Origin of the sequence: Melghirimyces profundicolus (genome assembly GCF_003054245.1) — a bacterium.
GTDB classification, from domain to species: Bacteria; Bacillota; Bacilli; order Thermoactinomycetales; family DSM-45169; genus Melghirimyces; species Melghirimyces profundicolus.
The window spans coordinates 1-25,826 of sequence record NZ_QBKR01000036.1 but is presented as its reverse complement, the minus strand read 5'-3'; the positions used below and the strand labels follow the sequence as shown (position 1 = coordinate 25,826).

Annotated in this window: 26 protein-coding genes, 1 rRNA gene and 1 riboswitch; of the genes, 4 read left to right on the top strand and 23 right to left on the bottom strand. The window is 56.0% G+C overall.

All coding sequences use genetic code 11. The features are described from left to right. Nucleotides 1-182 precede the first annotated feature (182 nt). The gene (locus C8P63_RS17335; protein WP_108026273.1) at nt 183-1,964 is read right to left on the bottom strand and encodes an adenine deaminase C-terminal domain-containing protein; all 1,782 of its coding nucleotides are present in this window, start codon (nt 1,962-1,964) and stop codon (nt 183-185) included. Between the two features lie 124 nt (nt 1,965-2,088). On the opposite strand from C8P63_RS17335, the gene C8P63_RS17330 reads away from it, so the two are divergent. The 4 genes from C8P63_RS17330 to C8P63_RS17320 all read left to right on the top strand — a co-directional run bounded on the left by C8P63_RS17330 (nt 2,089) and on the right by C8P63_RS17320 (nt 3,680). Next, nucleotides 2,089-2,343 (top strand): YgaP family membrane protein, encoded by a 255-nt coding sequence (locus C8P63_RS17330; RefSeq protein ID WP_108026271.1) that lies wholly within the window; start codon nt 2,089-2,091, stop codon nt 2,341-2,343. After that, entirely contained in the window at nt 2,343-2,468 is a 126-nt protein-coding gene (locus C8P63_RS19835) for an EYxxD motif small membrane protein (RefSeq protein WP_281258744.1), read from the top strand. Before C8P63_RS17330 ends, C8P63_RS19835 begins: the two co-directional genes overlap by 1 nt. A gap of 74 nt (nt 2,469-2,542) precedes the next feature. Beyond that, complete coding sequence (locus tag C8P63_RS17325) at nt 2,543-3,187, top strand: CBS domain-containing protein (RefSeq protein WP_108026269.1); 645 nt, start codon at nt 2,543-2,545, stop codon at nt 3,185-3,187. A gap of 271 nt (nt 3,188-3,458) precedes the next feature. Further along, a complete protein-coding gene (locus C8P63_RS17320; RefSeq protein ID WP_108026267.1) occupies nt 3,459-3,680 on the top strand; it encodes a hypothetical protein in 222 nt (73 codons plus the stop codon). 87 nt (nt 3,681-3,767) lie between these two features. Here C8P63_RS17320 and C8P63_RS17315 read toward each other — a convergent pair whose 3' ends face one another. From C8P63_RS17315 to rrf, 22 genes are all read right to left on the bottom strand, one after another. After that, the gene (locus tag C8P63_RS17315; RefSeq protein ID WP_108026266.1) at nt 3,768-4,799 is read right to left on the bottom strand and encodes a CDP-alcohol phosphatidyltransferase family protein; all 1,032 of its coding nucleotides are present in this window, start codon (nt 4,797-4,799) and stop codon (nt 3,768-3,770) included. Between the two features lie 6 nt (nt 4,800-4,805). Next, nucleotides 4,806-5,558 carry an ABC transporter ATP-binding protein gene (locus tag C8P63_RS17310; protein ID WP_108026264.1) on the bottom strand — a complete coding sequence of 251 codons (753 nt, stop codon included), beginning with the start codon at nt 5,556-5,558 and terminating at the stop codon, nt 4,806-4,808. A 2-nt stretch (nt 5,559-5,560) separates the two neighbouring features. Next, nucleotides 5,561-6,385: an ABC transporter permease gene (locus tag C8P63_RS17305; protein ID WP_108026262.1), complete on the bottom strand. Its 825-nt coding sequence runs from the start codon at nt 6,383-6,385 to the stop codon at nt 5,561-5,563. 13 nt (nt 6,386-6,398) lie between these two features. After that, nucleotides 6,399-7,493: an iron-containing alcohol dehydrogenase family protein gene (locus C8P63_RS17300; protein ID WP_108026259.1), complete on the bottom strand. Its 1,095-nt coding sequence runs from the start codon at nt 7,491-7,493 to the stop codon at nt 6,399-6,401. 16 nt (nt 7,494-7,509) lie between these two features. Next, entirely contained in the window at nt 7,510-8,223 is a 714-nt protein-coding gene (locus C8P63_RS17295; protein ID WP_108026257.1) for a phosphocholine cytidylyltransferase family protein, read from the bottom strand. 62 nt (nt 8,224-8,285) lie between these two features. Further along, the gene (locus tag C8P63_RS17290; protein WP_108026255.1) at nt 8,286-9,062 is read right to left on the bottom strand and encodes a CDP-alcohol phosphatidyltransferase family protein; all 777 of its coding nucleotides are present in this window, start codon (nt 9,060-9,062) and stop codon (nt 8,286-8,288) included. Then, nucleotides 9,004-10,038: a glycosyltransferase family 2 protein gene (locus C8P63_RS17285; RefSeq protein WP_281258743.1), complete on the bottom strand. Its 1,035-nt coding sequence runs from the start codon at nt 10,036-10,038 to the stop codon at nt 9,004-9,006. The genes C8P63_RS17290 and C8P63_RS17285 overlap by 59 nt, the downstream gene beginning before the upstream one ends. Before the next feature lie 365 nt (nt 10,039-10,403). Beyond that, on the bottom strand, nt 10,404-11,675 hold the full coding sequence (gene purD, locus C8P63_RS17280) for a phosphoribosylamine--glycine ligase (RefSeq protein ID WP_108026251.1): 1,272 nt from the start codon (nt 11,673-11,675) through the stop codon (nt 10,404-10,406). Between the two features lie 118 nt (nt 11,676-11,793). Then, nucleotides 11,794-12,072 carry a hypothetical protein gene (locus C8P63_RS17275; RefSeq protein ID WP_108026249.1) on the bottom strand — a complete coding sequence of 93 codons (279 nt, stop codon included), beginning with the start codon at nt 12,070-12,072 and terminating at the stop codon, nt 11,794-11,796. A 70-nt stretch (nt 12,073-12,142) separates the two neighbouring features. Next, the gene (gene purH / locus C8P63_RS17270; protein WP_108026247.1) at nt 12,143-13,702 is read right to left on the bottom strand and encodes a bifunctional phosphoribosylaminoimidazolecarboxamide formyltransferase/IMP cyclohydrolase; all 1,560 of its coding nucleotides are present in this window, start codon (nt 13,700-13,702) and stop codon (nt 12,143-12,145) included. Between the two features lie 2 nt (nt 13,703-13,704). Then, nucleotides 13,705-14,316, bottom strand: a complete 612-nt coding sequence (purN, locus tag C8P63_RS17265; RefSeq protein ID WP_108026245.1) for a phosphoribosylglycinamide formyltransferase — start codon at nt 14,314-14,316, stop codon at nt 13,705-13,707. Further along, a complete protein-coding gene (purM, locus tag C8P63_RS17260; RefSeq protein WP_108026243.1) occupies nt 14,313-15,347 on the bottom strand; it encodes a phosphoribosylformylglycinamidine cyclo-ligase in 1,035 nt (344 codons plus the stop codon). The genes purN and purM overlap by 4 nt, the downstream gene beginning before the upstream one ends. Next, entirely contained in the window at nt 15,344-16,780 is a 1,437-nt protein-coding gene (gene purF / locus C8P63_RS17255; RefSeq protein ID WP_108026241.1) for an amidophosphoribosyltransferase, read from the bottom strand. The genes purM and purF overlap by 4 nt, the downstream gene beginning before the upstream one ends. After that, a complete protein-coding gene (purL, locus tag C8P63_RS17250) occupies nt 16,750-19,002 on the bottom strand; it encodes a phosphoribosylformylglycinamidine synthase subunit PurL (RefSeq protein ID WP_425437331.1) in 2,253 nt (750 codons plus the stop codon). Before purL ends, purF begins: the two co-directional genes overlap by 31 nt. Nucleotides 19,003-19,024: 22 nt before the next feature. Continuing rightward, on the bottom strand, nt 19,025-19,708 hold the full coding sequence (gene purQ, locus C8P63_RS17245; RefSeq protein WP_108026237.1) for a phosphoribosylformylglycinamidine synthase subunit PurQ: 684 nt from the start codon (nt 19,706-19,708) through the stop codon (nt 19,025-19,027). Nucleotides 19,709-19,710: 2 nt separating this feature from the next. Beyond that, on the bottom strand, nt 19,711-19,968 hold the full coding sequence (purS, locus tag C8P63_RS17240) for a phosphoribosylformylglycinamidine synthase subunit PurS (RefSeq protein WP_425437328.1): 258 nt from the start codon (nt 19,966-19,968) through the stop codon (nt 19,711-19,713). Beyond that, nucleotides 19,955-20,674, bottom strand: coding sequence for a phosphoribosylaminoimidazolesuccinocarboxamide synthase (gene purC, locus C8P63_RS17235; RefSeq protein WP_108026233.1), 720 nt, complete (start codon nt 20,672-20,674; stop codon nt 19,955-19,957). The genes purS and purC overlap by 14 nt, the downstream gene beginning before the upstream one ends. Nucleotides 20,675-20,703: 29 nt before the next feature. Continuing rightward, nucleotides 20,704-21,999 carry an adenylosuccinate lyase gene (gene purB / locus C8P63_RS17230; RefSeq protein WP_108026231.1) on the bottom strand — a complete coding sequence of 432 codons (1,296 nt, stop codon included), beginning with the start codon at nt 21,997-21,999 and terminating at the stop codon, nt 20,704-20,706. Further along, nucleotides 21,996-23,138, bottom strand: coding sequence for a 5-(carboxyamino)imidazole ribonucleotide synthase (purK, locus tag C8P63_RS17225; protein WP_108026275.1), 1,143 nt, complete (start codon nt 23,136-23,138; stop codon nt 21,996-21,998). Before purK ends, purB begins: the two co-directional genes overlap by 4 nt. A 32-nt stretch (nt 23,139-23,170) precedes the next feature. Beyond that, the gene (gene purE, locus C8P63_RS17220) at nt 23,171-23,665 is read right to left on the bottom strand and encodes a 5-(carboxyamino)imidazole ribonucleotide mutase (RefSeq protein WP_108026229.1); all 495 of its coding nucleotides are present in this window, start codon (nt 23,663-23,665) and stop codon (nt 23,171-23,173) included. Between the two features lie 94 nt (nt 23,666-23,759). Next, a riboswitch (purine riboswitch) is annotated at nt 23,760-23,861 on the bottom strand. Nucleotides 23,862-24,039: 178 nt separating this feature from the next. Further along, nucleotides 24,040-25,278 (bottom strand): dicarboxylate/amino acid:cation symporter, encoded by a 1,239-nt coding sequence (locus C8P63_RS17215; RefSeq protein WP_108026227.1) that lies wholly within the window; start codon nt 25,276-25,278, stop codon nt 24,040-24,042. A gap of 456 nt (nt 25,279-25,734) precedes the next feature. Next, nucleotides 25,735-25,826, bottom strand: a 5S ribosomal RNA gene (rrf, locus tag C8P63_RS17210); the annotation flags it as partial.

Here is a 25,826-nt window from a genome sequence, read left to right as displayed (position 1 = left end):
TTCGTCAGTCTGAGGTGGTTTCCACCCGCCTCAACCATTCTTCGGTTAACGTCTCAAACCTCTTTGACTGTCTGCCAATCGTGTCCTGCCCGGTCATTTCAGGAGGTCGATTTTGGAAAGACCGAACACACCGAAGGAGGCATAAACCCGCGGACCTCCGCTCCCGATCATCGGGGCGTTTTTTATGTGGATTCAAGACGATCCGGCAAAACCAACACTTTTTTGTCCTTCACCCTCACGAGTCCACCCGCGGTCAGTCGCACCTGGGGTAAATGGGTGGAAGAGAGAAATAGAAAAGTATAGACGGGATCGTGAAAGGGGTGGCCGAATTCTTTCAGTTTCCGTACCAGATCCTCTGTCCGAGGGATCAGTTCCTCCATGTGTAACAGGCTGGTTTTTCCGCCCAATGGGAGGGGAAGATTGTACACTTCTTCCCTTCCCTGCACCCATGTAATCGCCCCGCCTTGTTCAAGAGCCCGGTTTCCCGCACGGGCCATCGCTTCCGGATCTCTCCCGAAGAGAAGCAGATCCTCGGAACCGTTGTAGGTACTTGCCAAACCGTCGATGTTTTTTCCGAACCCCCGGATCAAGGATTTGGTCATCCATTTCCCCTCCCGGTCCACCAGGGCGACCAAAAGGTCTTCCTCCCCCGGGGCGTGGAAAGGCCGAATTCCGTGACTGGTCACGTCTTCCCATTCCATTTTGGTGATGACGGGGTTCAGGAGGTGAATGACCGGAACTCTCCCACCGGATCCCTTGGGGAGATGGGCCAAATGCTCGGAACAGAGTCCCGCGTTCCACCGGTGCTTGAGACTGGAGTACCCTTTCCAATCCACTTCGGGGCCATTTACCAAGAGATGGCCTTCTTTGGCCACCGGTTCTCCCTCAGCCACCACCTGTACAGGGTCCGGCTCCTCCAGGGAGTCCAGAACATTGATGTCCGCCACCCGTCCCGGCGCGATCGCTCCGAGATGTTCGTCCAGCCGGTAATAGACCGCCGGGTTGACCGTTGCCATCTGATAAGCCCGGGCCGGCGGACACCCTGCCTCGATGGCCGTCCGGATCAGATAATCCACAAAACCTTTTTTCAAGTAGGGAGGTGTCGGTCCATCCGTGGTCATCATCAGACGGTGCCAGGGCACCTCCCGGTTTCCTTTCATCAATCCTTGGATCAGTTCCGGCAGATCCGGCCGCAGGGAGCTGTGTCGGAGCGTGGTCATGTACCCCAGCCGGAGCCGGTCCCATACCTCTTCCGCGGTAATGCTCTCATGGTCCCCCGTAACACCGGCGGCGGCAAGGCATGCCAACGTCCGGCGGGAGGCGCCCGGAGCGTGCCCCTCCACGCGGATGCCCTTTTTACGGCTTTCTTCCACCCAGCGCACCCGCTTTTCTTCCGCCTCCAACAGAGGGACCCAATCCGTCAGTTCTCCCGCCTGTAGTACAGCTGGGCGGGAGAGTTCTTCCATTACCCGTTCTTCATCGAAAAGCGGCTCCCGGGATTCCGGCAAACGGGCCTGAGCGTCCAACCGGGCCCACCAGAACATCTTGACGGGAAGCTTGTTTAACTTCCGGAGCAGCCGGCTCCACTCTTCCATTTTCATCCGGCTGAAAAAAAACAGATTATCATTGATCAATGTGGTGGTACCCCGCTTCACCACTTCCCGGGCCAAGGTGACAGGGTTGTACAGCAAAAAAGGATGGGCGTGGGGTTCGATGTACCCGGGAACCAACACCTTGCCCGACACATCGATCACGCTTGCGGGGTTGGCCGGTTGAATTCCGGCCTGTTTCAAGTCTCCAACATAAGCAATCCGGTTGTCGCAAAGGGCGACGTCCGCCCGTTCCAAATCGCCGGTAAACACATTGAAAACATCCCCTCCCGCCAGCACCCTGGTCGGTGTGCGTTTCCCGGTGGCGGTTTGAATCAGGGGTTCCAGTGACTGTTCACGGATGTTGGCTGCCATGACTTCTCTCCTCTCCTCTCCCGCTTAACCTCATGCTACCATAACTCACCAGAGGTCGGGGCCCGTATAAGGGGAACACCGCCGAAGATAATAAGAATGGATCACAGGCTCGGGAGGTGAGAAGATGCAGAAAAACGTGGGAACATGGGATGCGATCATGCGAATCACGGTCGGTTTGACCGGGCTCGCCTGGTCGACTTCCCGCATGGTTCGCCGTCCTCACAGCTTGATGCCCCTGATGACGGCCATGCTCTCCGGTATGAAAACAGCGGAAGGCATCACACGTTTTTGTCCCATGTTGTACGTCATGGGAATCTCCACCCGGGAGGTTCAACCTGGAAAAAGAGGGCAACCGACGGAGAGTAAGGAGGGGTTCTGATGGATGGGTGGATCCTCGGGGACCTTTTTAACGACTACAGTTTCGTCATAGCTGCCGTGGTCGGTTCCCTCGTCGTACTGGGGCTGGTGGTGGACCTCGTCTGGCGGAAGCGCAAAGCCGAATAAACCGTCTCGATCGGCATTCGCCGACATTTCCTCCCTCCCCTCCACATATATTGGGGTGATATGAAGGAGGGGAAATGGAAGCCATGCTGATTCAGAACTGCATCACACCCTTTTCACAGCTGTCCACCATTCGAAAGGACGCAAACGTGAAAGACGCATTGGAGCTTTTGCAGAAGGAAGGATTGGACACCGCTCCCGTGGTGGACGAAAACAAGGCATTTCGCGGAATCACCGGCTACCGTTTGATTCTTAAATCCCTGCTCCGCTCCGGAGATTGGGGAGAGTCTGCCTGGAAAAGACCCTTGGGTGATGCGGTGGAAAGCGTCCGCCCTCTGACGTTGGACAGCGATTTTGAAGAAATGTTGCCCCTGGTGGTGCGTGTTCCCTTTGTCCCCATCGTGGAGCCCGACCAATCCACCCTGGCGGGCATCGTGAAAATCTCCGACATCGAAACGGCGATCGCGAGAGCCATGGGTTACGGAGTCAAGGGCATCCGGATGTTGATCGGGGTGTTTGTCGATCATCCCCATGTCTTGGATCATCTGTTATCCCTCTTGAAACCTTTTGACGTAAATATTATATCGGTTACCACCTTCGACTCCGGAGATACAGCGGTCCGGAGGATTCTTCTGAAGCTGTCGCCCACTTCCCGCCTGGAAACCATTTGTGAGAAATTGGAGCAGCATGGCTATCGGGTACTCAGCATCAAACAGACTTGATTTTCTTATATCAGAAGCATACTCCGCTGTTTGCGGAGTTTTTATTTTTTATCAACGTCTTCAGAAAATTACCCTTGAATCTGGCATCGTCTCCCCTTTATTTTAAAAGAGAGGAAGATTTCGTTGGATCCCAAACACACAGGGGAACCACTGTCCAGCCGACCGAAATGCCCCGAACAGGTGGCAAACCGTCCAAATCGTGATAAGATAGAAGGAGAAAGGGAACATATGATCGAACTGCAGGAAGCTTTTTTCAGAGGAGAGTGAGAACATGGCCCTGAGTGAAGAAGAAAAAGAAACCGTGATTCAGTTTGATGAAGCGGGGCAAAATGCATTTGTCTATACAGCCAGCTGGGATATGGCCCGGAACCTGAAACGCGCGGGTTTTTCTCCCGTCAAAAAAACCAAGGGCGCTTGGTGGTTTGAAGTCCCCCGGGGTTCTCTGAGCATTCAGGGGGAAAAAGAGTCCCTGACCCTCGGCGGGCTCGGGTGAAAACAGGGGGAAAGCGAAATTCCTTTCGCTTTCCCCCGTCTTCTTCATCCAGTCAGCAGCCCTCAAACGAACGCCGTCCCGTTTTTGTCATTTGGCTCCCACCGCTTCCATCCGGTCGGCATCCTCGTCGTCCTCAGGAGGAAGAGTGGCTTCGATTTTCTCGGTTGCCTGGCGGATGCGGGTGAATTCCCGTTCAAAATCCTTCGTGGAGAGCCAGATCTTGTAGACGATCGCTGCCTCGAAGGCCATGAGCAGGATGGATCCGAAGAAGATCGTCTCCTTGAGCAAGCCGACGATCGGTGCCACCACGAAGATGAACATCTGGAATTCGATCCCGCTGAACAGGTGCATCCGGATCCGCTTGTTGAGGAAGAAATCCCGGATCCGCATGTAGGTGCTGAATTTGGACTTGAACTCCTGTTGCAGATCGAATCTCTTCTTCTGCAACAATTCCTCCTCCGGCCCCTCTGCCTTGGAAGGCCGGTCCAAGGCCTCTTTTTTCTCCGCTTCTTCTTCGTCTTCTTCCGGTTTGTCCGCATTCTGGACTTCCGGCTCATTAATGACGATCCCGGCGGCCTCGGCAGTTCGCTTCAGTTTCCGGCGGGCTTTACGCAATTTTCCCCGCATGTCGCGACGCAGCTTGTAGAGTTGAAGAGCGTTGATGTGGCGGGCGCAATAAGCCGCCAGAAAGAGGAACGCGAGGTAGAGATAGGTCACGTCCCCGGTGAGGCGGAACTGACTGTAGGTCAGCGCTGCTCCGCAGAGGACGACCCGAATGTGATCCAGGCTGATGTCCAACAGCATCCCGAAGGTGGAACCCGTTCCCTTGAGGCGGGCGATTTTTCCGTCCATGCAATCGATGATGAAGCTGATATGGTACAGAAGGGCACCGGCCACCAGCGCTGCATAATTTCCGAGGAAGAAGCAATATGCCGCGGTCAGCCCGAGAATAAAGGAAAAGATTGAAAGTTGGTTGGGCGTGATGTTCGTGTGGTTGGCCGTCGGCACAATCAACCGGGAGGCCACGGGATCCACAAGCAACACGGTCCACCAGGCGTCTTTTTTCTTGTAGGTCGCTTTCACATCTTCCAAGGTGAACTTATGTTGTTCTTGTCTCATCAGTCATCACGCTCCTTTCTTCTTTTTGTTATTGGTTTTTTTCTCATCCTGGTATTTGTCGATCATCTCGTTGATCTCTCCGATGTCCACCACTTGCCCGCGCTCCAGAATCAAAGCCCGGTCACAGATCTTTCTGAGCGGTTTCAAGCTGTGGGAGACGATCACGAGGGTTTTCCCCGAGTCACGGATCTCCTCCATCTTGGCATAGCACTTCTTCTTGAAATCTTTATCTCCCACCGCCAGCACTTCATCGATCAGGATGATATCCGCATCGATGTGGATCGCGATGGAAAAGCCCAACCGGGCTTTCATGCCCGAGGAATAAAACTTGACCGGGGTGTGGATGAATTCCTCCAGCTCGGAAAACTCCACGATCTTGGGATACACTTCTTCGATCCGTTTTCGGTCCAGACCGAAAATGGCGCAATTGAGCCGGATGTTCTCAGCGCCGGTCAAATCCCGGGAAAGACCCGCCCCCAATTCGATCAGGGGGGCGACCTTCCCGTTGATTTTCACACTTCCGGAATCAGGATGGATAATGCCGGACAACACTTTGAACAACGTGCTTTTCCCCGCTCCATTTTTCCCGATGATGGCGTAGGATTCCCCTTTGTTCACTTTGAAGGAAACGTTGTTCAAAGCCGTGAATTCCTTATAACGCTTTTCCCCTTTGACCAGGGAGATGAAAAATCCTTTCAGGGTTTTATCATAGGCTCTCCGAAAATGCTTGGTCAGCTTGTCGACGACAATCGCTTCCATCGTCAGATCACTTCCCCTACACGGCGGTTCATCTTACGGAACAGATACCAGGCCGCAAAGAACAAGATGATGGTCACCAATATCGTGTAGATGATCCAGAGACCCGGAACAGCAGGATGGGCCGGCACTCCTTGTTCAGGAAAGAAAATTCCATGATACAAAGAGATGATGACGGCCATCGGGTTGAGCCAGTACAGGTCGGCGAGCTGTTGAACCACCGGGTCTGTATCTCTGCTGTACAACCGGCTCATGGGATAAATAATCGGGCAAAGGTACATCCAGGCCCGCATCAGCAAGTTGACGATAAACTCCACGTCCCGGTAGTAAACATTGAGCACGGAAACCAGCAAAGCCACTCCCAAGGTGAAAAATGCCTGTAACAGGATCATTCCGGGCAACAAGGCCAGTTGGTCCCCATGGATGGGCTGATTCATTACCATCGCCATCACCAACACGAGTGCAAAGGCGGGAATGAAATTAACCAAGTTGGATATCAGCATGGTCAACGGGAAGATCTCCCTGGGAAAATAAACCTTTTTGATCAATGAGGCATTGCCGGAAAGTGCCTTGGTCCCTTTTCGAACCGAGTTGTTAAAGAAGGTCCACGGGATCAGGCCGGCCAAAACGTACAGAGGGTAAGCTCCCTCCGGCAATCCCTTGTTCAGATTGACAAGATAACCGAACACCACGGTGTAAATCACCATCAAACCCAGTGGCTCCAGGAGGGTCCAGAAGAATCCGAACAGGGAGTTCCGGTACCGGATCCTCAACTCCTTGTGGACCAGGAAATACATCAATTCCTTGTACTTCATCAGGTGTGCCAGCATGACGAGTAACTCCTTATCCGGCGGACGACCCCGTCAACTGATAACGGTTCCTGGCATGGTCGGGGTAAACTTCGTCCAACATTTTGTCAATGGTTTCATCCGTTAGTTCAAATTCATTGAAGATGGTGTAACGGTTTCTCATCGATGGTGCCTTGCGAACAGCCCGAAGCATCTCCTCCCGGGTATATCCGAGGTCTTCGTAGTGGGTGGGAAGACTGAGCTTCTCATAGTAAGGAAGGAGCCGTTCCACCTTTTCCCTCTTTCCCTGGAGGTGCTGAGCAAAGAGCACCCCGATGGCCACCTGTTCCCCGTGGAGCGCTTTGGCCCCGCAATGGTAATCCATCGCGTGACTGATCAGATGTTCCGACCCGCTGCAGGGACGGCTGGAACCGGCGATGGACATCGCGATTCCGCTCATGATGAGGGATTCCGCCGCTGTTTTCATCAGCCGGGACGGGTCGACCTCTTCCCGGTTGAGTACGTTCAGAAAGGAATCCACCGCATTGTTGGCCATCAGACGGGCGAAGGTGTTCATCTCTTCCTTGCCGGCCCGATGGGCCAGATCCCAATCGAAGAGGGCGGATTTGTTGGACAAAAGATCTCCGATCCCGGCGGACATCAACCGCGGCGGGCAGGAGGCCAGGATGTCCAAATCAATCACCACGCCTTGGGGCATTTTTACCCCGATGCTGGTGCTCTTGTTCAGCATTTTGATCACAGCGACGGGAGAACAGATGGCATCACTGGAAATGGCGGTGGGGAACAACACCACCGGCACATTGCTGCGTGTTCCCACCACTTTGGAAACGTCCAGCGCTTTTCCGCCCCCGACACCGAAGATCATGTCGGGAGTGTCCTCCAGCACTTTCCGCTCCAGCTCGTTGATCGTATCCAGAGTGTTGTCTTCGCAGGTCATCACTTGGATAGCGGAAGCCTGCCCGGAAATGACATCGATGATCTCCTCGGTCACTTTCCGGGTTTTTCCGCTCCCGCTGATCAGGGCCACTTTTTGATCCCGGATCCAGTCATAGACCTTGGTCTTGAACAAATGCGCGATGGCGCGGTGTTCAATGATCAACTGGATCGGAATATGCACTTTTTTAGCCATGTCAGTCGCCTCCCGGTCAGGACCGAACGATCGAGGCCAGTTTTTTGGCGGTATCCAGATCATTGAAATCGTCAATTTCCACCCACGGATATCCTTCGGTGTCGACCGCTTTGATCGTCACCTCGGATGCACAGGCTTCATAGACGTTTTCATACCAGGCATCGGTGTCTCCGGCGTCGATCATGGCACGGGCCTTATCATACAGAACGTCCAGATCGGGCTTTGCCAGTTTGGAGATACCGATGTATTCCCCGTCAGCCTCGTCCAGAGCGATTTTCTTGTTCACCAGCTTCAGCCGGTTGTTGTCCAGTTTGACCCGCATGGACTCTTCCGTCAGCACTTTTTGGGTGTCCACCAGGATCGCGGTCCGGTCGGGTGAATCCAGGATCAGGGGGATCACGCGCTCGTCGTAAAAGTCATCGGAGTTGATCAGGAGAAGGTCATCCCCGATTTCTTTCGTCAGAAGAAACGAATAAATGTTGTTCATGGATTCATAATGGGGGTTGTAAATGAACCGGATATCCGAACCCTTGAAGTGCTCCCGGATCCGCTCCATTTTGTATCCCCCGAGGATGTAAATGTCCTCGTCTTTGAAACCGGATTTGCGCACGCTTTCCACCTGGTACTGAACCAGCGGTTTATCACCCAAACGGATCATGGCTTTCGGCTTGTCTTCCGTCTCCGGCCGAAGGCGGCTGCCCACTCCGGCTGCCAGAATCACGACTTTCATGCGAAAAACAACTCCTTGTTTTTTGTAATATGCGTTTTACACAATTTTAATCGGAATGAAATCTAAATTAACTTCTGTGTGGTAAGATACAATCGAATCAGCGTTTTTACGGTCATCACCGTTAAAAAAACGATCAACAGCAGGGGGACAACGGAGGCTCCGGATAAAAATTCCACCCCGGTGAATATAAAGAGGAAAGCGAAGAACCCCGGCAACCCCGTAAAAAACGCCACCCACTCCATGAGAGGGGAGGACGTTCTCATCTCGCTGACCGGATCATTCTCATCCGTTTTCAGCCCCACGTAGTTGTAGGAGAGAGGGACCAACAGCGCCAGGGTTCCCACCAGCACGGCCCCGTAGATGAGGGAAGAGGCCGCGAGACCGATCGGCGCCCACCCCGTTTGCCGGAGCAATCCCAGGGAGACACCGGCGAGGATCGGAATGCTCATCGCCCGGATCAAGGTGTCCAAGTAAACCCCCAGCCGGCTGGTCACCTTTTTCAACCGCGCCAGCTCACCGTCCATGCAATCCCCGAGATAACCGAGGTTGTAAAACAGGAAGGCGAGAAAATATCCCCAGGCCTCCCCCGGGATCAGAAACCATCCCGTCATCGCGAAGAAAAGGAGGCTGGACCAACTGATCCCGTTTGGCGTCACCCGGGTCCGGCCCAGCCCCACCGTCAAATAGATGGAGATCCTCCGCAAAACATACCAGGACCAGATTTCCTCCAGTTGCCTGGGTTTTTGGCAGAGGGAACGATAGGTTCGGATCTTCTCGCTGTCAACGGGCAACGTTGGTAACTTTTCCGTCGTACTGCCCTTCTTCATGGACCCGGTCACGGTCACCCCTCCAGTATTGCTTGCTCAAAAAGCTCGCAGCCGAACCGAATCCACGGCTGAAATGCAACAGGAAAAACGACATCATGCAGGGAAAGAAAGCCTTCCAACCCTTTTCCTTGACGATCCCCCAGGAAGACCCGACCAAGAGAACGATATAGATCCCGATCAGTGCAAATAATGAAATCAGGGCGACCGGGCTGAAAAAGGAGGCCGCTCCCAGGATTATGGACATCAGGACCACGATCAGCGGAATGTAATGACGCCAACGCAGAACGTCCATCCCCTGTTTGCTGGCGACAATGGTCCACTTTCCGTCACTGTAGGATTTTTTCAAAAAAGCGCAGAGGGTGTTCCTCACGAAATACGTCGACCGAATGGCGGTGGACAGGAAAAAGGAACCGCCGTTTCTGCGGATGCGGGAATGCATCTCCAGGTCTTCGTTCCGCTTCAGGTTTTCGTCAAAGTAACCGACTTCATCGAAGATCTCCCGCTTGTAAGCGGCATAGGGAACCGTGTCCACATAACCTTCCCAATCCGTCTTGGTCGTCCGAAACTTGGAGTTCCCGACTCCGAAGGGATGGGAGTAGACATAGGCATTCACTTCCCCCCAGAATCCGGTCCCCTTCGTCTCCACAATACCGCCCACACAGGAGGCTTCGGGGACCCTTTGGGCCACCCGGTAGGTGCTGGAAAGAAAATTCGCCGGGATCTGGCTGTGTCCATCCACCCGGATCACATACTCCCCTTCGGAGTGTTGAATTCCGATGTTCCACCCCGTTGCCAGGGTTCTTCTGGGATTGGAGAGAAAATGGATCCGCCCGGGATATCGTTGCTGAAAGGCTTCTATGATCTCGGGCGTGCGGTCGTTGGATTCCCCGTCCACGACGATAACTTCGTACCGGTCCTGCGGGAAATCCTGATTCATGATGGATTCCAGCAGGTCTTCTATATATTTCTCTTCATTTCTTACGACCAACAGAAAAGAAAATACCAGAGATTTGTTCTTGATGTGGGATCACTCGCTCTCTACTGTCCTGCAACCGGATTGCAGTCAGTCATGCTAATATCATATCATGGTACCATAAATTCCTCAATTGCTACCCCCTTTTTGTAAAACTTTCTACACAGCGGATTGACATCTTTTGGAAAATTTTGAAAAGGGGTTTCTCCGTATGTTTATCTTAACATCTGCCAATCGTTTTGCGGGACATTTACAACTTAAATACCTCTTTTCACATACAGGCATCCCCATGATCAGGATCGGCTTCGGACCAAAGAAGTGCTATTCACTTATTCCCGCTCTTTCGAAAGATAACCACCCCGGTTTTCGGGGTGGTTGTTTCAGATTCGGGAATCGATGGCCCGAAGGCCGATATCTTTCCGGAAATGGGCACCTTGAAAAACAATGGATTCCAAAGTTTGATACGCCGTATGTTTCGCCTCCCTGAGATCCCGGCCCAAGGCGGTCACGCCCAGGACCCTGCCTCCGGCGGTCACCAGACGGCCGTCTTTTCTTTTGGTGCCCGCATGAAAGATCATAAGGTCCTCCGCGTTTTCCGGCAGTGCTTCAATCGCGATCCCCTTGGGGTAAGGACCGGGATATCCCCCTGATGTCATCACGACACAGAGGGCCGCTTCCCTTCTCCAAGCCACTTCCACTTTGTCCAGCCGACCCTCGGTGGCCGCCATCAGAATCTCCGCAAGGTCACCCTCCAACCGCGGAAGCACCGCCTGGGTCTCCGGATCCCCAAAACGGGCATTGAATTCGATCACCCGGGGACCCTCTTCCGTGATCATCAATCCGGCATAAAGAACCCCCCGGTAACAGAGACCCTCCCGGACCATTCCCCTGGCCATGGGTTCCAGAATTCGGGTCTCCGCTTCCCGGATCTGCTCTTCGGGGATTTGGGGGACCGGACTGTAGCTCCCCATTCCACCGGTATTGGGACCCCGATCGCCGTCAAAAACCGGCTTATGATCCTGTGCCGGAACCATGGGACGGACCGTCTCTCCGTCCACAAAGGCCATCAGGGACATTTCCTGGCCGGTCAGACATTCTTCCACCACAATCCGTTCCCCTGCGGAACCGAAGGTCCGTTCCTCCATCATCCGGCGGACAGCATTCACCGCTTCCTCCACGGTACCGGCTACGACCACCCCTTTGCCCGCAGCCAGTCCGTCGGCTTTGACCACGATGGGAGCCCCTTGCTCCCGGATGTGGGCCACTGCCTCTTTCGGATCGGAAAACGTCCGGTACGCCGCGGTTGGGATGCCGTACTTCTCCATCAATCTCTTGGCAAATCGCTTGCTTCCTTCCACCTTGGCCGCTGCTTTTTCGGGCCCGAAAATCCGAAACCCTCTTTCTTCGAATGTATCCACGACCCCGGCCATCAGGGCCGCTTCCGGACCCACCACCGTCAGGTCGATTCCCCGGTCCCTCGCGAACCGGAGCAGACCGTTCACATCCGTGGCGGCAATGGGTACACAGGTCGCAATCTCCCCGATCCCGCCGTTTCCGGGTGCGCAGTAGATCTCCTTGACCCGGGGACTCTGTTTCAGCTTCCAAACGAGGGCGTGCTCCCGTCCCCCGCCGCCGATCACCAGCACACGCATTTTCAGACACCGCCTTTTTTAAGGATGGGATCCTTGTTCGCAAGGCTTGTCCAACCACGGCCGGATCCTGCGGCCGTGATGCTTTATGATGGATTTGTGGAAAGCTCCTTGATACGGTTCACTCAAACCACAAACTCACCCCGAACAAGGCGATGGTGACCACGATGAAGATAAAAGACCAATCCACATGCTGAACGGGAGTCCGGCTGGTTTTTCGGCGCACCGTCGGGATGGACATGATTCCGCTCAACACCAGGGCGATTAAAAAATAGACACCGCCCGCCATCCGAATGCCGTACTGCCAAGAATAAGGTTCGTACCAGCCTAGGGATGCCGTCAGCCACAAGAGGGAAAGTGTAGCGAAAACAAAGAAGATCGACCATCGAACCACGTACATGGCGAACCCTCCCTCGGCGATCTGGTCTTTTATATATACGCCGGAGGAGGTGCTTATGTTAACAAGGTCCTTAATGTTTGAAATGCCGGGTATGGGTGAAGACCATGGCGAGCCCCCGGCGGTCCGCTTCATCAATGGATTCCTGGTCCCGGATGGAGCCCCCCGGCTGGATCAGGGCGGTGACACCGGCTTGTGCCGCGGTTTCCACGGTATCCTTCATGGGGAAGAAGGCATCGGAGGCCAGAACGGAACCCACGGCTTCTTTGCCTGCCTGCTCCACCGCGATTCGGGCCGCGCCGACTCGGTTCATCTGTCCGGCCCCCACCCCGACGGTCCGGGAGTTCCGTGCGAGCACGATGGCATTGGACTTGACGTGCTTCACCACCTTCCAGGCGAACAGAAGCTGTTCCCATTCTTCCTCCGTCGGTTTCCGCCGGGTGGGAACCGTGCAATCCTCCCGCCGGATGCGCTTTTTGTCTTCCGCCTGAATCAGCGCGCCCCCGCTGACCGTCTGGATCCGGGGGGCAGCTTTCCGCTCATCCGGAAACTCTCCCAACCGCAGCAAACGAAGGTTTTTCTTCTCCTTAAGAACAGCCAGCGCTTCTTCCTCGAAATCAGGCGCCAGCACGATTTCCAGAAAGATTTCTTTCATCTTTCGCGCCGTCTCCAGATCCACGGTCCGGTTGAGGGCGACGATGCCGCCGAAAATGGAGACGGGATCCGACTCATATGCTTTGCGGAAAGCCCCGGCGGCGGTCTCCTCCACACCCACGCCGCAGGGGTTCATATGCTTGACCGCGACCGCCGCGGGTCGGTCGAATTCCGACACGATTTCCAAGGCCGCGTTGGCATCGTTGATGTTGTTGTAAGAAAGCGCCTTGCCGTGGAGTTGTTCCGCCTCCGCCAGCGTTCCTTTGCGGGGAAGCGGGTCCCGGTAAAAGGCGGCGGGCTGGTGCGGGTTTTCTCCGTAACGGAGATCCTGTGCTTTGTTGAACGTCACCGTCCATTTTTCCGGGTGGGATTCCCCCGCATTTTCCGTCAGATATTGGGCGATCAAAGCATCGTAAGCGGCCGTGTGCCGGAAGGCTTTCGCCGCCAGCCTCTCCCGTGTTTCCTGGCGCACTCCCCCCTGAGCTGCCTGATCCAGTACGGTTCCGTAATCGTCGGGGTCGACGACCACCGTCACATAGCGATGGTTTTTCGCCGCCGCCCGCACCATGGAGGGGCCTCCGATATCGATGTTCTCAATGGCTGCCTCCCGGGTGACCCTTGGTTGGGCGACGGTTTCCTCGAAAGGATACAGGTTGACGACCACCAGGTCGAACAGGGGGATATTGTGTTCGTTCAGTTGCCGGATGTGTTCTTCTTCGTCTCTCACCGCCAGGAGACCGGCGTGGATCCGGGGGTGGAGGGTTTTTACCCGACCGTCCAGAATTTCCGGGAAACCGGTCACTTCTGAAACACCGATCACCGGCAACCCCGCTTCCGTCAACACCCGCCGGGTCCCTCCGGTCGAAACGATTTCCACCCCGATTCGGGAGAGTTTTTGGGCCAGTTCCACGATTCCGTTCTTGTCCGAAACGCTGATCAGTGCCCGCCGGATGGGATTCAAGTGCAAGTCCTCCTTCATTTTCAGTCTTGTTCCCCTTTCCCGCCGCCGTCCCCTTCCGGGGGGCTCACCTGTCCGGTCAACAATTTGCGGACCACGGCGGGATACAGGTTGTGCTCAACGAATTGGATTTTCTTCTGTAAGGATTCCACATTGTCATCAGGCTCCACCAATACCGGTTTCTGATCGATGATGGGCCCCGTATCGATTCCCTCATCGACCCAATGGACTGTCACCCCGGTCCACCGGACACCGTAATCCAAGGCCTGCTGGATGGCATTTTTCCCCTGAAATGCGGGGAGCAGAGAAGGGTGGATGTTCAGGATGCGCCATCGGCAGGCCTCCAAGAGCACCGACCCGACCATCCGCATGTAACCCGCCAGAAGGATCCAGCGGATTCCGCGTTCCCGGAGCAGGGCGAGAACTTCTTTTTCATACTCGGCTTTGGAAGCATAGTCGGCCGGCTGGAAAACGGCGGAAGGGATCTCCAGCCGCTTCGCGCGGTCCAGGACCCCGGCTCCGGGACGGTCGCACACCAGCAGGGTAATCATTTCCGGCCATCCCTGTCGCTTCGAGCGTTCTACGAGGGCTTCAAAGTTGCTTCCGTTTCCCGATGCGAATACAGCGATACTCAAAACGGATTCCTCCCGCTCCAGTGTACACCGGAATCACGAATCACTTCTCCGATCACATAGGCCCGTTCCCCGGCTTCCACCGCAGTTTTAACCGCTTCTTGGGCCTCTTCTTCCGGCAAGAAGAGAACCATTCCGATTCCCATGTTGAATGTGCGGTACAGGTCCTCCGGCCCCAGTTTCCCTTCCCGGGAGAGGGCGTGGAAAATGTCGGGCACCGGCCACCTCCCCCGGTGGATCCGGACGCCGTATCGCGGGGGGATCATCCGGGGAACATTTTCCTCAAGGCCGCCCCCGGTGATGTGGGCCCCTCCCTTGATCCGGCAGGTCTCCATCAAGGAGAGGAAGGATTTTACATAGATCCGTGTAGGGGTAAGCAACGCCTCCCCCCAGGTTTGTCTCCCCCAAGGAACGGTTTGTTCCAGGCGGGCCCACCCTTCCTTCAGCAGGATCCGCCGGACCAGGGAGTACCCGTTGCTGTGAAGGCCGTCGGAGGCCAACCCCAGGATGACGTCCCCGGGACGGATATACCGGCCGTCGAGGAGCCGGTCCTTCTCCGCCGCTCCGACGGCAAAGCCGGCCACGTCGTACTCCCCTCCGGAATACATCCCGGGCATTTCCGCCGTTTCTCCTCCGATCAGGGAACACCCCGCCTCCTCACACCCGTCGGCGATCCCCTTGACCACCGCTTCCGCCTGAGCGGGATCCAACTTTCCTGTCGCAAGATAATCCAGGAAGAAGAGGGGTTCCGCCCCCTGCACCACCAGATCATTTACACACATGGCGACACAGTCCACCCCGATGGCATCATGTTGATCCATGGCAAAGGCGATTTTCAACTTGGTTCCCACACCGTCCGTGGCGGCCACCAACACGGGATCCCGGTAGCCCGACAGCCGGAAGAGGCCGCCGAACCCCCCGATTCCCCCGAGCACCTCCGGCCGGCGCGTGCGCTGCACGTGCCCTTTGATTCGTTTGACGGCTTCGTTTCCGGCATCGAGATCGACACCCGCCTGTCGGTACGCTTCACTCATCGAATCTTCCCCCCCGCCAAAACCGGTGTCTCCGTTCCGACAGCCGTGGGGTAGTCCCCGTTGAAACAGGCCAAGCAATGTCCGCAGGTATCATTTTCCTTGGGACGACCCACCGCTTGGACGAGTCCTTCTTCGCTGAGAAAGCGGAGGGAGTCGGCTCCGATGATTCCCCTTATTTCCTCGACGGAATAATCGGCGGCGATCAGCTGTTTCCGGTCCGAAGTGTCGATCCCGTAGAAACAGGAGTGCTTGACCGGAGGGGAACTGATTCGCACATGAACTTCCGTCGCGCCGGCTTCTTTCAGGATCCGCACGATGCGGCGGCTTGTGGTCCCGCGGACGATGGAGTCGTCGATCATAACGACGCGTTTTCCTTCCACCACTTTCCGAACGGCGGACAGCTTCATCTTGACCCCCTGTTCCCTCAGGTGCTGGCTCGGTTGGATGAACGTCCGGCCCACGTATCGGTTTTTAATCAACCCCAACTCGAAGGGAATCCCCGCCGCTTCGGCAAACCCGATCGCCGCCGACGTGCTGGAATCAGGGACCCCAGTCACCACATCGGCTTCCACCGGCGCTTCTTCAAACAACTTCCGTCCCAGGTTTTTTCTCGCCGAATGGACGTTGATCCCGTCAATGTTGCTGTCCGGACGGGCAAAATAGATATATTCGAAGGAGCAGACGGCCCTGGGTGCCGGCTCGGAGAAACGCATCGAACGCAGCCCTTCCCGTCCATTCAGGTCCAGGACGAGGAGTTCTCCGGGCTCAACCGCACGAAGATATTCCGCCCCGATGCCATCGAATGCGCAGGTTTCGGAAGAAAAAACATAGTGGTCCCCCAACATTCCCATGGAAAGGGGACGCAGCCCATGGGGATCCTGAGCCACCAGCAACCGGTCGTTGGTCAGGATCAAAAGGGCATAGGCCCCCACCAGTTGATTGAGCGCTTCCTTGACTGCATCCTCCAACCGTTCCGCCCGGGACCGGGTGATCAGATGGGCGATCACTTCGGTATCGGAAGTGGTGTGAAACACGACTCCCTCACGTTCCAACTCCTTTTTGATCCCGGGGGCATTGACCAGATTCCCGTTGGTGGCCAATGCCAGCTGTCCAACCGCGTCATAGTGAAACACAAGGGGCTGCGCATTGGTCAACAAGCTTTCCCCCGTGGTGGAATACCGGACATGGCCGATGGCGCTGTGTCCCACCAATCCCCGGAGGATTTCACCGTTGAACACTTCGTTGACCAACCCCATGCTGCGGTGATAGCGGAAACCCGTTCCGCTGGTCACCGTCATGCCGGCACTTTCCTGACCGCGGTGCTGGAGGGCATGAAGTCCGTAATAAGTGAGTTGTGCCGCGTCGGGATGCCCCACCACCCCGAAAACGCCGCACTCCTCTCTCAATTCGTCGAAAACGGATTCATCGCGCATGGTATCGCCCCTTCCCAAATGGCTCGCAGGTCCTTCACCCGCGCGTCGATGGCCGGCTGTCCGTTGACTTCCACCGTCAAGTACTCCCTGCATACCTCTCCGATCTCTGCACACAGCACCCCTTCTGCCTCTGCCAAACCCGCGAACGCCTCCGCATGTTCCGGAGAAACGCTCAGAACGGCACGGGACTGACTTTCACTGAAAAGCATCACGAGGGGATCCCATTTCGTCCGAAGGTGAACCTTCGCTCCCAGATGGGTGCCGAAGGCGGATTCAGCCAGCGTGACGGCCAAACCCCCGGAAGAGCAGTCATGGGCCGAGGAAACCCAACCCTTTTGGATGGCCGTGAGGATGATCCGTTGGAGTTGGCTCTCCTTCTCCAGATCGACCCGGGGAGGACGTCCCGATACCTTCTGGTCCAATACCAGTTGCAGCTCGCTTCCGCCCAGTTCCGGCAGCGTTTCCCCAAGAAGGAAGATCCGGTCCCCTTCCCGTTTGAATTCCTGGGTGGTGATGTGACGGCGGCTTTCCACCAGGCCCACCATTCCCACCACCGGGGTCGGGTGGATCGTTCCCTTTGACTCGTTGTAGAGACTGACATTCCCGCCCACCACCGGGGTCCCCAGGTGCCGGCAGGCTTCGCTCATTCCGTTCACGGCTTCTTCCAGCTGCCAGAAGACCTCCGGCTTTTCGGGGCTCCCGAAATTGAGGCAATCGGTGATCCCGAGCGGCCGGGCACCGGAACAGACCACGTTCCGGGCTGCTTCGACAACCGCAGCCATCCCGCCCTGCCGGGGATCCAAATAGACATACCGGGAATTTCCGTCGGTGGACATCGCCAAGGCCTTATCCAGACCGTCCAGAACGATGACGGCCGCGTCGGAACCCGGCCGTACCGCGGTGCTGGTCCGGACCATGTGATCATACTGCTGATACACCCAGCGCTTGCTGGCCACGTTGGGGGAGGCCAGTACCTGTCTCAACGCTTCGCCGGGATCGCACTCCTTCCACTTCTCTTCCGGATGTCGGTCGGCATTGACCCGGTAATATTCCGGTTCCTCTCCTTTCCGGTAACATACCGGAGCATCGTCCACCAAGGTTTTGACGGGGATGTCGGCCACAATCCGGCCCTTCTGTCGGACCCGGTAGCGGCCGTCCCCGGTCACGCGACCAATCACAGCGGACTGCAATCCCCATTTATCCAGGACTTCCCGAACCTCTCCTTCCCGGCCGTCCTCCACCACCAACAGCATCCGCTCCTGGGATTCCGAAAGCAGGATTTCGTAGGGAGTCATGCCGGTTTCCCGCTGAGGCACGCGGTCCAGGTCCAGTTCCATCCCGGTGTTTCCCTTCGCCGCCATTTCGGCACTGGAGCAGGTTAAACCGGCGGCTCCCATGTCCTGAATCCCGAGCAGAATTTTTTTCTTCACCAGTTCCATGCAGGCCTCCAGGAGCAACTTCTCCATGAAGGGGTCGCCTGCCTGAACGGAAGGACGTTTTTCTTCCGAATCTTCCCCGAGCTCTTCCGAAGCGAAGGTGGCTCCGTGAATTCCGTCCCGGCCGGTGCTCGATCCCACGTAAATAACCGGATTACCAACCCCTTGGGCGATCCCTTTCTGCAGGTCTTCGTGAGGAAGAACACCGACACACATGGCGTTGACCAGGGGATTTCCTTCATAACTGGCGTCAAACTCCACCTCGCCGCCGACGGTGGGAATGCCGACTACGTTCCCGTAATGGGCGATCCCCGCCACGGCCTGCTCGAACAGATAGCGAACGCGGGGGTTGGAAAGGGAGCCAAAGCGGAGGGAGTTGAGGAGGGCGACGGGGCGTGCGCCCATGGAAAAAACATCCCGGATGATCCCGCCCACCCCGGTCGCCGCCCCCTGGAAAGGCTCCACCGCGGTGGGATGGTTATGGCTCTCGATCTTGAACACCACGGCTTGACCGTCTCCGATATCCAAAGCCCCGGCTCCTTCTCCCGGGCCTTGCAGTACATGGGGACCCTCAACCGGGAACCGTTTCAGCAGGGGTTTGGAGTTTTTGTAACTGCAGTGTTCCGACCACATGACACTGTAGATCCCCAACTCCGTCCAATTGGGCAGCCTCCCCAGGTGATCGCGGATGCTTCCGTATTCTTCCGCGGTCAGACCCACTTCCCGAAAGCACTCCCTGTCCCGGATCTCCTCCGGGCCCGGCTCATTTTCCGACGCCCGATCCACCCGGTCTGCCATCATCCGTTCTTCAAGCCGCACCATGCATCCCCTCCCAGTAACGAAGCATCGAGCGGAACAGCCGTGCACCGTCATCGGTGCCCATCCAACCGTAGATCGCCCGCTCCGGATGGGGCATCAACCCCAGGACATTCCCCTCCCGGTTGGTGATTCCGGCAATGCCGGTCACAGACCCGTTGGGGTTCTCCCCAGCGTAACGGAAAGCGATTTGCCCCCGTTCTTCCAGTCCCTTCAACGTCCCGTCGTCACAATAGTAGTTCCCTTCTCCGTGGGCGATGGGAAGGCGGATTTCCTCCCCTTCTTCATACAGGCCGGTAAAGGGCAGCCGGTTGTTCTCCACCCGGAGAGTCTGAATGGAACAGCGAAACTTCAGGTGATCGTTCACCCGCATGGCTCCCGGCAGGAGACCCGCTTCCAGAAGAACCTGAAATCCGTTGCAGATCCCCAACACCAGCTTCCCGCGATCCGCGGCTTCCGCCACCGCGTCCATGACAGGGGAAAAACGGGCCAGTGCCCCGGTCCGGAGGTAATCCCCGTAGGAAAATCCTCCGGGCAGGAGGATCGCATCATAGGGATCCAGATTTCCGTTCTTGTACCAGACCAAATCCACCGGACGGTCCAAGATCTCCCTGACTGCTTTGGCACAATCTTCATCACAGTTGGAACCGGGGAAAACCGGAACGGCAAACCGCATGGTTACGCCCCCTTTTCCAGTCGGAATTCGTACTCTTCGATGACGGGATTGGCCAGAAGCTCACGGCACATGGCCTCCACCCGCCCTTCCGCTTCCCCGGCGTCGGGGGTGTCCAGCCAAACTTCCATGGTTTTGCCGATCCGCACGTCCCGGACCTCCCCGTATCCGAGGGAATGAAGGGAGCCCTTCACGGCATTTCCCTGGGGATCCAGCACACTCGTTTTCAAACGGATCGTGATGGTTGCTTTATACAAGGACATCCTCTCCCAGGCGATTCCAAATTTCCCGGTAAGCGTCTTCCACTTCTCCGAGATCGCGGCGAAATCGATCTTTATCCAGTTTCTTCCCCGTCACACGATCCCAGAACCGGCAGGTGTCCGGCGAGATTTCGTCGGCGACAAGAAGGTCTCCCCGGCCGTCCACTCCGAACTCGAGCTTGAAATCCACCAGGTCCACCCCTTTTTCGGCCATCAGGCCGACTAACTGTTGATTCACCTTCAAGGCTGTCTCCCGCATGTCCATCACCTGTTTGCGGGTGGCCAATTCCAGGAGTGCGATGTGGTCCTCATTGATCAGCGGATCCCCCAGACGGTCGTCCTTGTAGTAAAACTCCACCACGGGACGGGGGAAGGAGAGCCCTTCTTCCAACCCCAAACGCTTAGCCATGGAGCCGGCGGCCCGGTTCCGGACCACGACCTCCACCGGAAGGATGGTCACCCGTTTCACCAACTGCTCCGTGGACGACAACAAACTCAGGAAATGGTGGCGGATGCCCCGCTTTCCCAAATAATCGAAGAAGAAAGCGCTGATCCGGTTGTTCAGCTCCCCTTTTCCGGTTATGAAACCCTTTTTTCCGCCGTTGTAAGCAGTGGCGTCATCTTTGTACTCCACCCGGACCCGCTCCGGATCTTCGGTCCGGAAGATCTTTTTGGCTTTCCCCTCGTATAAGAGCTCTGGCCGGTACATACCGTTCCCCTTCCCTCCGTTGGTCTCTCTTACAAAAGTTCCAGGCGGCGGAAAATTTCATCCACCCGTTTCAGGTGATACCGATAGTCAAAACAATCCGCGATCTCTTCGGGAGTCAGAACGGAAGCGATCTTTTCATCTTGTTCCACCAGCCTGCGGAAGGGTTTGGCTTCTTCCCAGGCCTGCATGGCCAGCTTCTGCACCCGGTCGTAAGCTTCTTCCCGTTTCAGCCCTTTATCGATCAACGTCAAAAGAACCCGCTGGGAATAAATCAATCCGTAAGTCCGCTTCATGTTCCGCTTCATGTTTTCCGGAAAAACAGTGAGATTCTCGACGATTCCAGCAAACCGGTTCAACATGTAATTGAGAAGAATGGTGGTGTCAGGGAGAATCACCCGCTCCGCCGAAGAGTGGGAAATGTCGCGCTCGTGCCAAAGGGCTACGTTTTCAAAGGCGGTCAGCATGTTTCCGCGAACCACTCTGGCCAGACCGGTAATGTTCTCCGAGCCGACAGGATTCCGTTTGTGAGGCATGGCGGAGGAGCCCTTCTGTCCTTTTCCAAAAGCCTCTTCCACTTCCCGGGTTTCACTCTTTTGCAACCCGCGGATTTCAACAGCAAACTTCTCCAAGGAAGTGGCGATCAGAGAGAGCGCGGAGAGATATTCCGCATGGCGGTCCCGCTGCAGGGTTTGTGTGGAAACCGGAGCCGGATTCAACCCCAGTTTTTTGCAAACGTAGGCTTCCACAAAGGGATCGATGTTGGCATAAGTACCGACGGCACCGGATATTTTCCCGTAAGCAACGGTCTCAGCCGCGCGGATCAATCGTTCCCGGTTCCGTTTCATCTCGGAGTACCAAAGTGCCATCTTCAACCCGAAGGTGGTGGGTTCGGCGTGCACCCCGTGGGTCCGGCCCATCATCACCGTATCCTTGTGTTCGAGGGCTTTGTTTTTCAATACCTCCAGGAACCGGTCCACATCCTTCAACAAAATTTCATTCGCTTTCAGCAGCAGATAGGAAAGAGCCGTATCCACCACATCGGTTGAGGTGAGGCCATAGTGCACCCACTTGGACTCCGGGCCCAGTGTTTCGGCAACGGCCCGGGTGAACGCCACCACGTCATGCCGGGTTTCTTGTTCGATTTCCAGGATCCGGTTCACATCAATGCGCGCCTTTGCCCGGATTTTCTCCACGTCTTCCCGGGGGATCACGCCCAGTTCCGCCCAGGCTTCACAAGCGAGGATTTCCACCTTCAGCCAGGCGCGGTAACGGTTTTCGTCGGTCCAGATCGCCCCCATTTCCGGGCGGGTGTATCGTTGGATCATCGGCTGAATTCAACCCCTCTGTTCATAATCGGCAGTGTCCCTTGCAAACGTTCTGCAGTGGCCAGCGCTTCCTCCAAGGTGGACCCCAACACAGTCAGATGGCCCATCTTTCGACCTGGCCGGTTCTCCATCTTGCCGTACCAATGCACTTTGACCTCCGGCGGCAAATCGGTCATGCGGCGTTGGAACTGCTCCGTGTCCTCTCCCAAAATATTGATCATCACCGCGGGGGTCAACAATCGAGTGGATCCCAGCGGAAGCCCGCACAGGGCACGGATGTGCTGCTCGAACTGGGAAGTGACACAGGCTTCAAACGTATAGTGCCCCGAGTTATGGGGGCGGGGGGCCAATTCATTCACATACAGGGTCCCGTCTTCCAAAAGAAACATTTCCACCGCGATCAGTCCCACCACATCCAGCTTTTCCGCCACCCGCCGGGCCAATGCATCGGCCCGTTCAAGAACGGATGGCTCCACCGGTGCCGGCACAACGGATTGGTGCAGGATTTGACGTCGATGGGTGTTCCAGGCGGGAGGGAAGGCTTTCACTTCCCCCCTGACACTTCTCGCAACGATAACGGAAATTTCTTTCACGAAAGGAACCCATTTCTCCAAGATGTACTCCCTCTCCGGTTCGGGGCCGTGAAATGCCTCCACTTCTCCCCAGGAACGGAATACCCATTGTCCCTTTCCGTCGTATCCTCCCGTGGTGGTTTTAAGCACGCAGGGAAAGCCAAGGCTGTTCACAGCTTCCCGAAAAACCCCGGGATCGGTCACCTTGCGGTAAGGCGCCACCGGAATGCCCGCCCCCTCCAACGCCCGCTTCTCACGAATGCGGTGGCGGGTCAACCGGAGCAGCCGGCTCCCCTGCGGAAGGGAGGCGGATGACTCCAACATTTCCACTACGGTGTCTTCCGCATTTTCAAACTCATAGGTAATCAGATCCGACTCTTCAGCCAATAAGCGTGCCGCTTCCACGTCTTCAAACCCCGCTGTGATATGCCGGTCGGCCGCTTGGCCTCCGGGACAGTCCGGTGAAGGATCCAGGGTGACAAAACGGTACCCCATCTTCCTTCCTTCCAGAATCATCATCCGGCCCAACTGGCCGCCGCCCAAAATGCCAATGGTGCTTCCAGGCATCCAAACATTGATCTGGTTTTGCGGGTGTTCCCTCACTCCTTTTCCACCTCTGCTTTCTCCAATACCTCCTGCCGGATCCGTTCACGCCGGAGATGGAGGCGGCGCCGCACCTCCGGAAGTCGGATCCCCACCATCTCCGCGGCGAGGAGTCCCGCATTGACGGCTCCCGCATCCCCGATGGAAACCGTGGCCACCGGCACTCCACCGGGCATCTGTACGATGGAGAGAAGAGAATCCATTCCGTTCAGAGCGGATGTCCGGATCGGAACCCCGATGACGGGGAGCACGGTTTTGGCCGCCACCATTCCCGGCAGGTGCGCTGCTCCCCCCGCTCCGGCAATGATGACATTCAGCCCATTTTTTTCGGCTTCTTCCGCATAACGGAACATTTCATCCGGAGTGCGGTGGGCGGATACCACCCGCTTTTCACAGGGAATATCCAGCTCATGCAGGACGTCACAGGCTTTCCGCATGGTCGGCCAATCCGACGTACTGCCCATGATCACACCCACGACCGGTTTGTCCATTGACTTTCCTCCGTTCCCTGTTGGCTTAAATCAATGCAATTGAAAAACCCGAACGAGGGCATGGGGAACACCTCCCGTTCGGGCTCTTTTTCGCCCATGGCAAGGCATTTCCCATAGTCCGGAAATTTACGGTTTCCGGGTAGAGACGCCCGAGCCTTATTCCCGGGCATATATGAGAATGCAAAGTCAATCGGTTTTGTATGTGGTTTTATTTCACTTTCAGTGTAACAGGCTCCCGAGAGGGAGTCAACAAAATACGAACATTAATGTTTTATTAACGAACCAGCGTTCGTTTTTTAAGCGGATCAGCCATGTTCCCATCCGGGCAAAATAAAACCGGCACCCGATTCCGGATGCCGGTTGAAACGTTTGCTTCAGGCGATTTCCGCAGCTTTTTCGTCGACTTCCACATCTGCTCCTTCCGTTTTCGCCACACAGGTGGCCACCATGGCGTCGCCGGTAATATTGATCGCCGTGCGGCTCATGTCGAGCAGACGGTCCACACCCAGCACGATACCGAGACCTTCAAGGGGCAGTCCCACCACCGGGAACACCATGGTCAGCATCACGATTCCGGCGGAAGGCACCGCGGCGGTCCCGATGGATGCCAGTGTTGCGGTCAGGATGATGAGCAACTGCTGACTGACGGTCAAGTCAATTCCATACAACTGGGCGATGAAGAGGGCGGCCACCCCTTGCATGATCGCGGTCCCGTCCATGTTGATGGTGGCACCCAAGGGCAGAACGAAGCTGCCGATTTTCTTCGGCACTTTCAGGCCGCCCTCCACCTGCTGCATGGTCACCGGCAGGGTGGCGGCACTGGAACTGGTGGTGAAGGCCACCTCCATGGCCGGGAACATCGTTTTAAAGAATTTCAGCGGATTGATCTTCGCCATGAAGCGAAGGAACAGGCTGTATGTCAGCGCGGCATGAATCACCAATGCCAACAGCAGGGTCACCATGTACATGGCCATCTTCGGAATCAATTCGACTCCGGCTTCACCGATGGCCTTCACCATCAGGGCAAAAGCGGCGTAAGGGACCACACGCATCAGCATATGGACCAACTTCATCATGACTTCGTTGGCTTGCTCCACAAACTCGCGGACCCGGTTCACCTTTTCGCCCAACAGGGCCATCCCGGCCCCAAATGCCAGGGCGAAGAAGATGATCTGGAGCATTTCCCCTTCCGCGAGCGCTTTGACCGGGTTTTCCGGAATGATGTTGAGCAAGGTGTCTTTCACCGGGGGAGCGGCATCGACATCCGCTTTATCCGGCTTGGAAACATCCACACCCACGCCCGGTTGGATCACGTTGGCCAAAAGCAACGCGATGGTGATCGCGATGGCTGTGGTCACCAAGTAAAGAAGAACGGTTTTTCCTCCGACCCGGCCCAGTTTTTTGGGGTTGGCGATTCCGGAAGCTCCCAAGGCGATCGAGAAGAACACCAGAGGAATCACGATCATTTTGATTGCTTTTATAAACAGGTCCCCGATCGGGGAGAAGACCCATTCATTCAAAGTCTTAAATACATCCGGCAATGCGATGTTAAGTACTGCCCCCACGAAGAGGCCCAATACGATGGCAATCAAGATTTTGGTTGTCAGCTTCATTCAATCCACCTACCTTTTGGGAGATTAACCAAGGAAACCAATCGATGAATCATTGTAAAATTTGTGTTAATTCCAACGGGCTTACGAAAGGATTCATGCTTAATCGGGATTACGAAACTTCTTCTTGACCTCTTCACATATTATATCATAGAATGAAAGACTATTCATCGATAAATAAAACCCAAATCATAGAACTTGCTTCCTGTTTATCCCTCCCCCCTCTTCCCCTTTAAGATCAAAGCACCTTATTGACTATACTCCATCCGAACGAAATATCCTCCTTTTTACTTCTTTTTTGACACCTCCTTTCCCACCCTGCATGGAGAGACAGCCGCTAATATTAGGTATGCTTGATTGAACTTGTCCCATTCCACACGCGGACTGAAAGATGAGCTTCGTCGCGCCCGGGCATAACAAAAGACCCCCGCTCCCTGAAAGGAACGGGGGTCTTGATCTGCCTGGCAACGTCCTACTCTCCCGGGGGCTCCCGCCCCAAGTACCATCGGCGCTGGAGGGCTTAACTTCCGTGTTCGGGATGGGAACGGGTG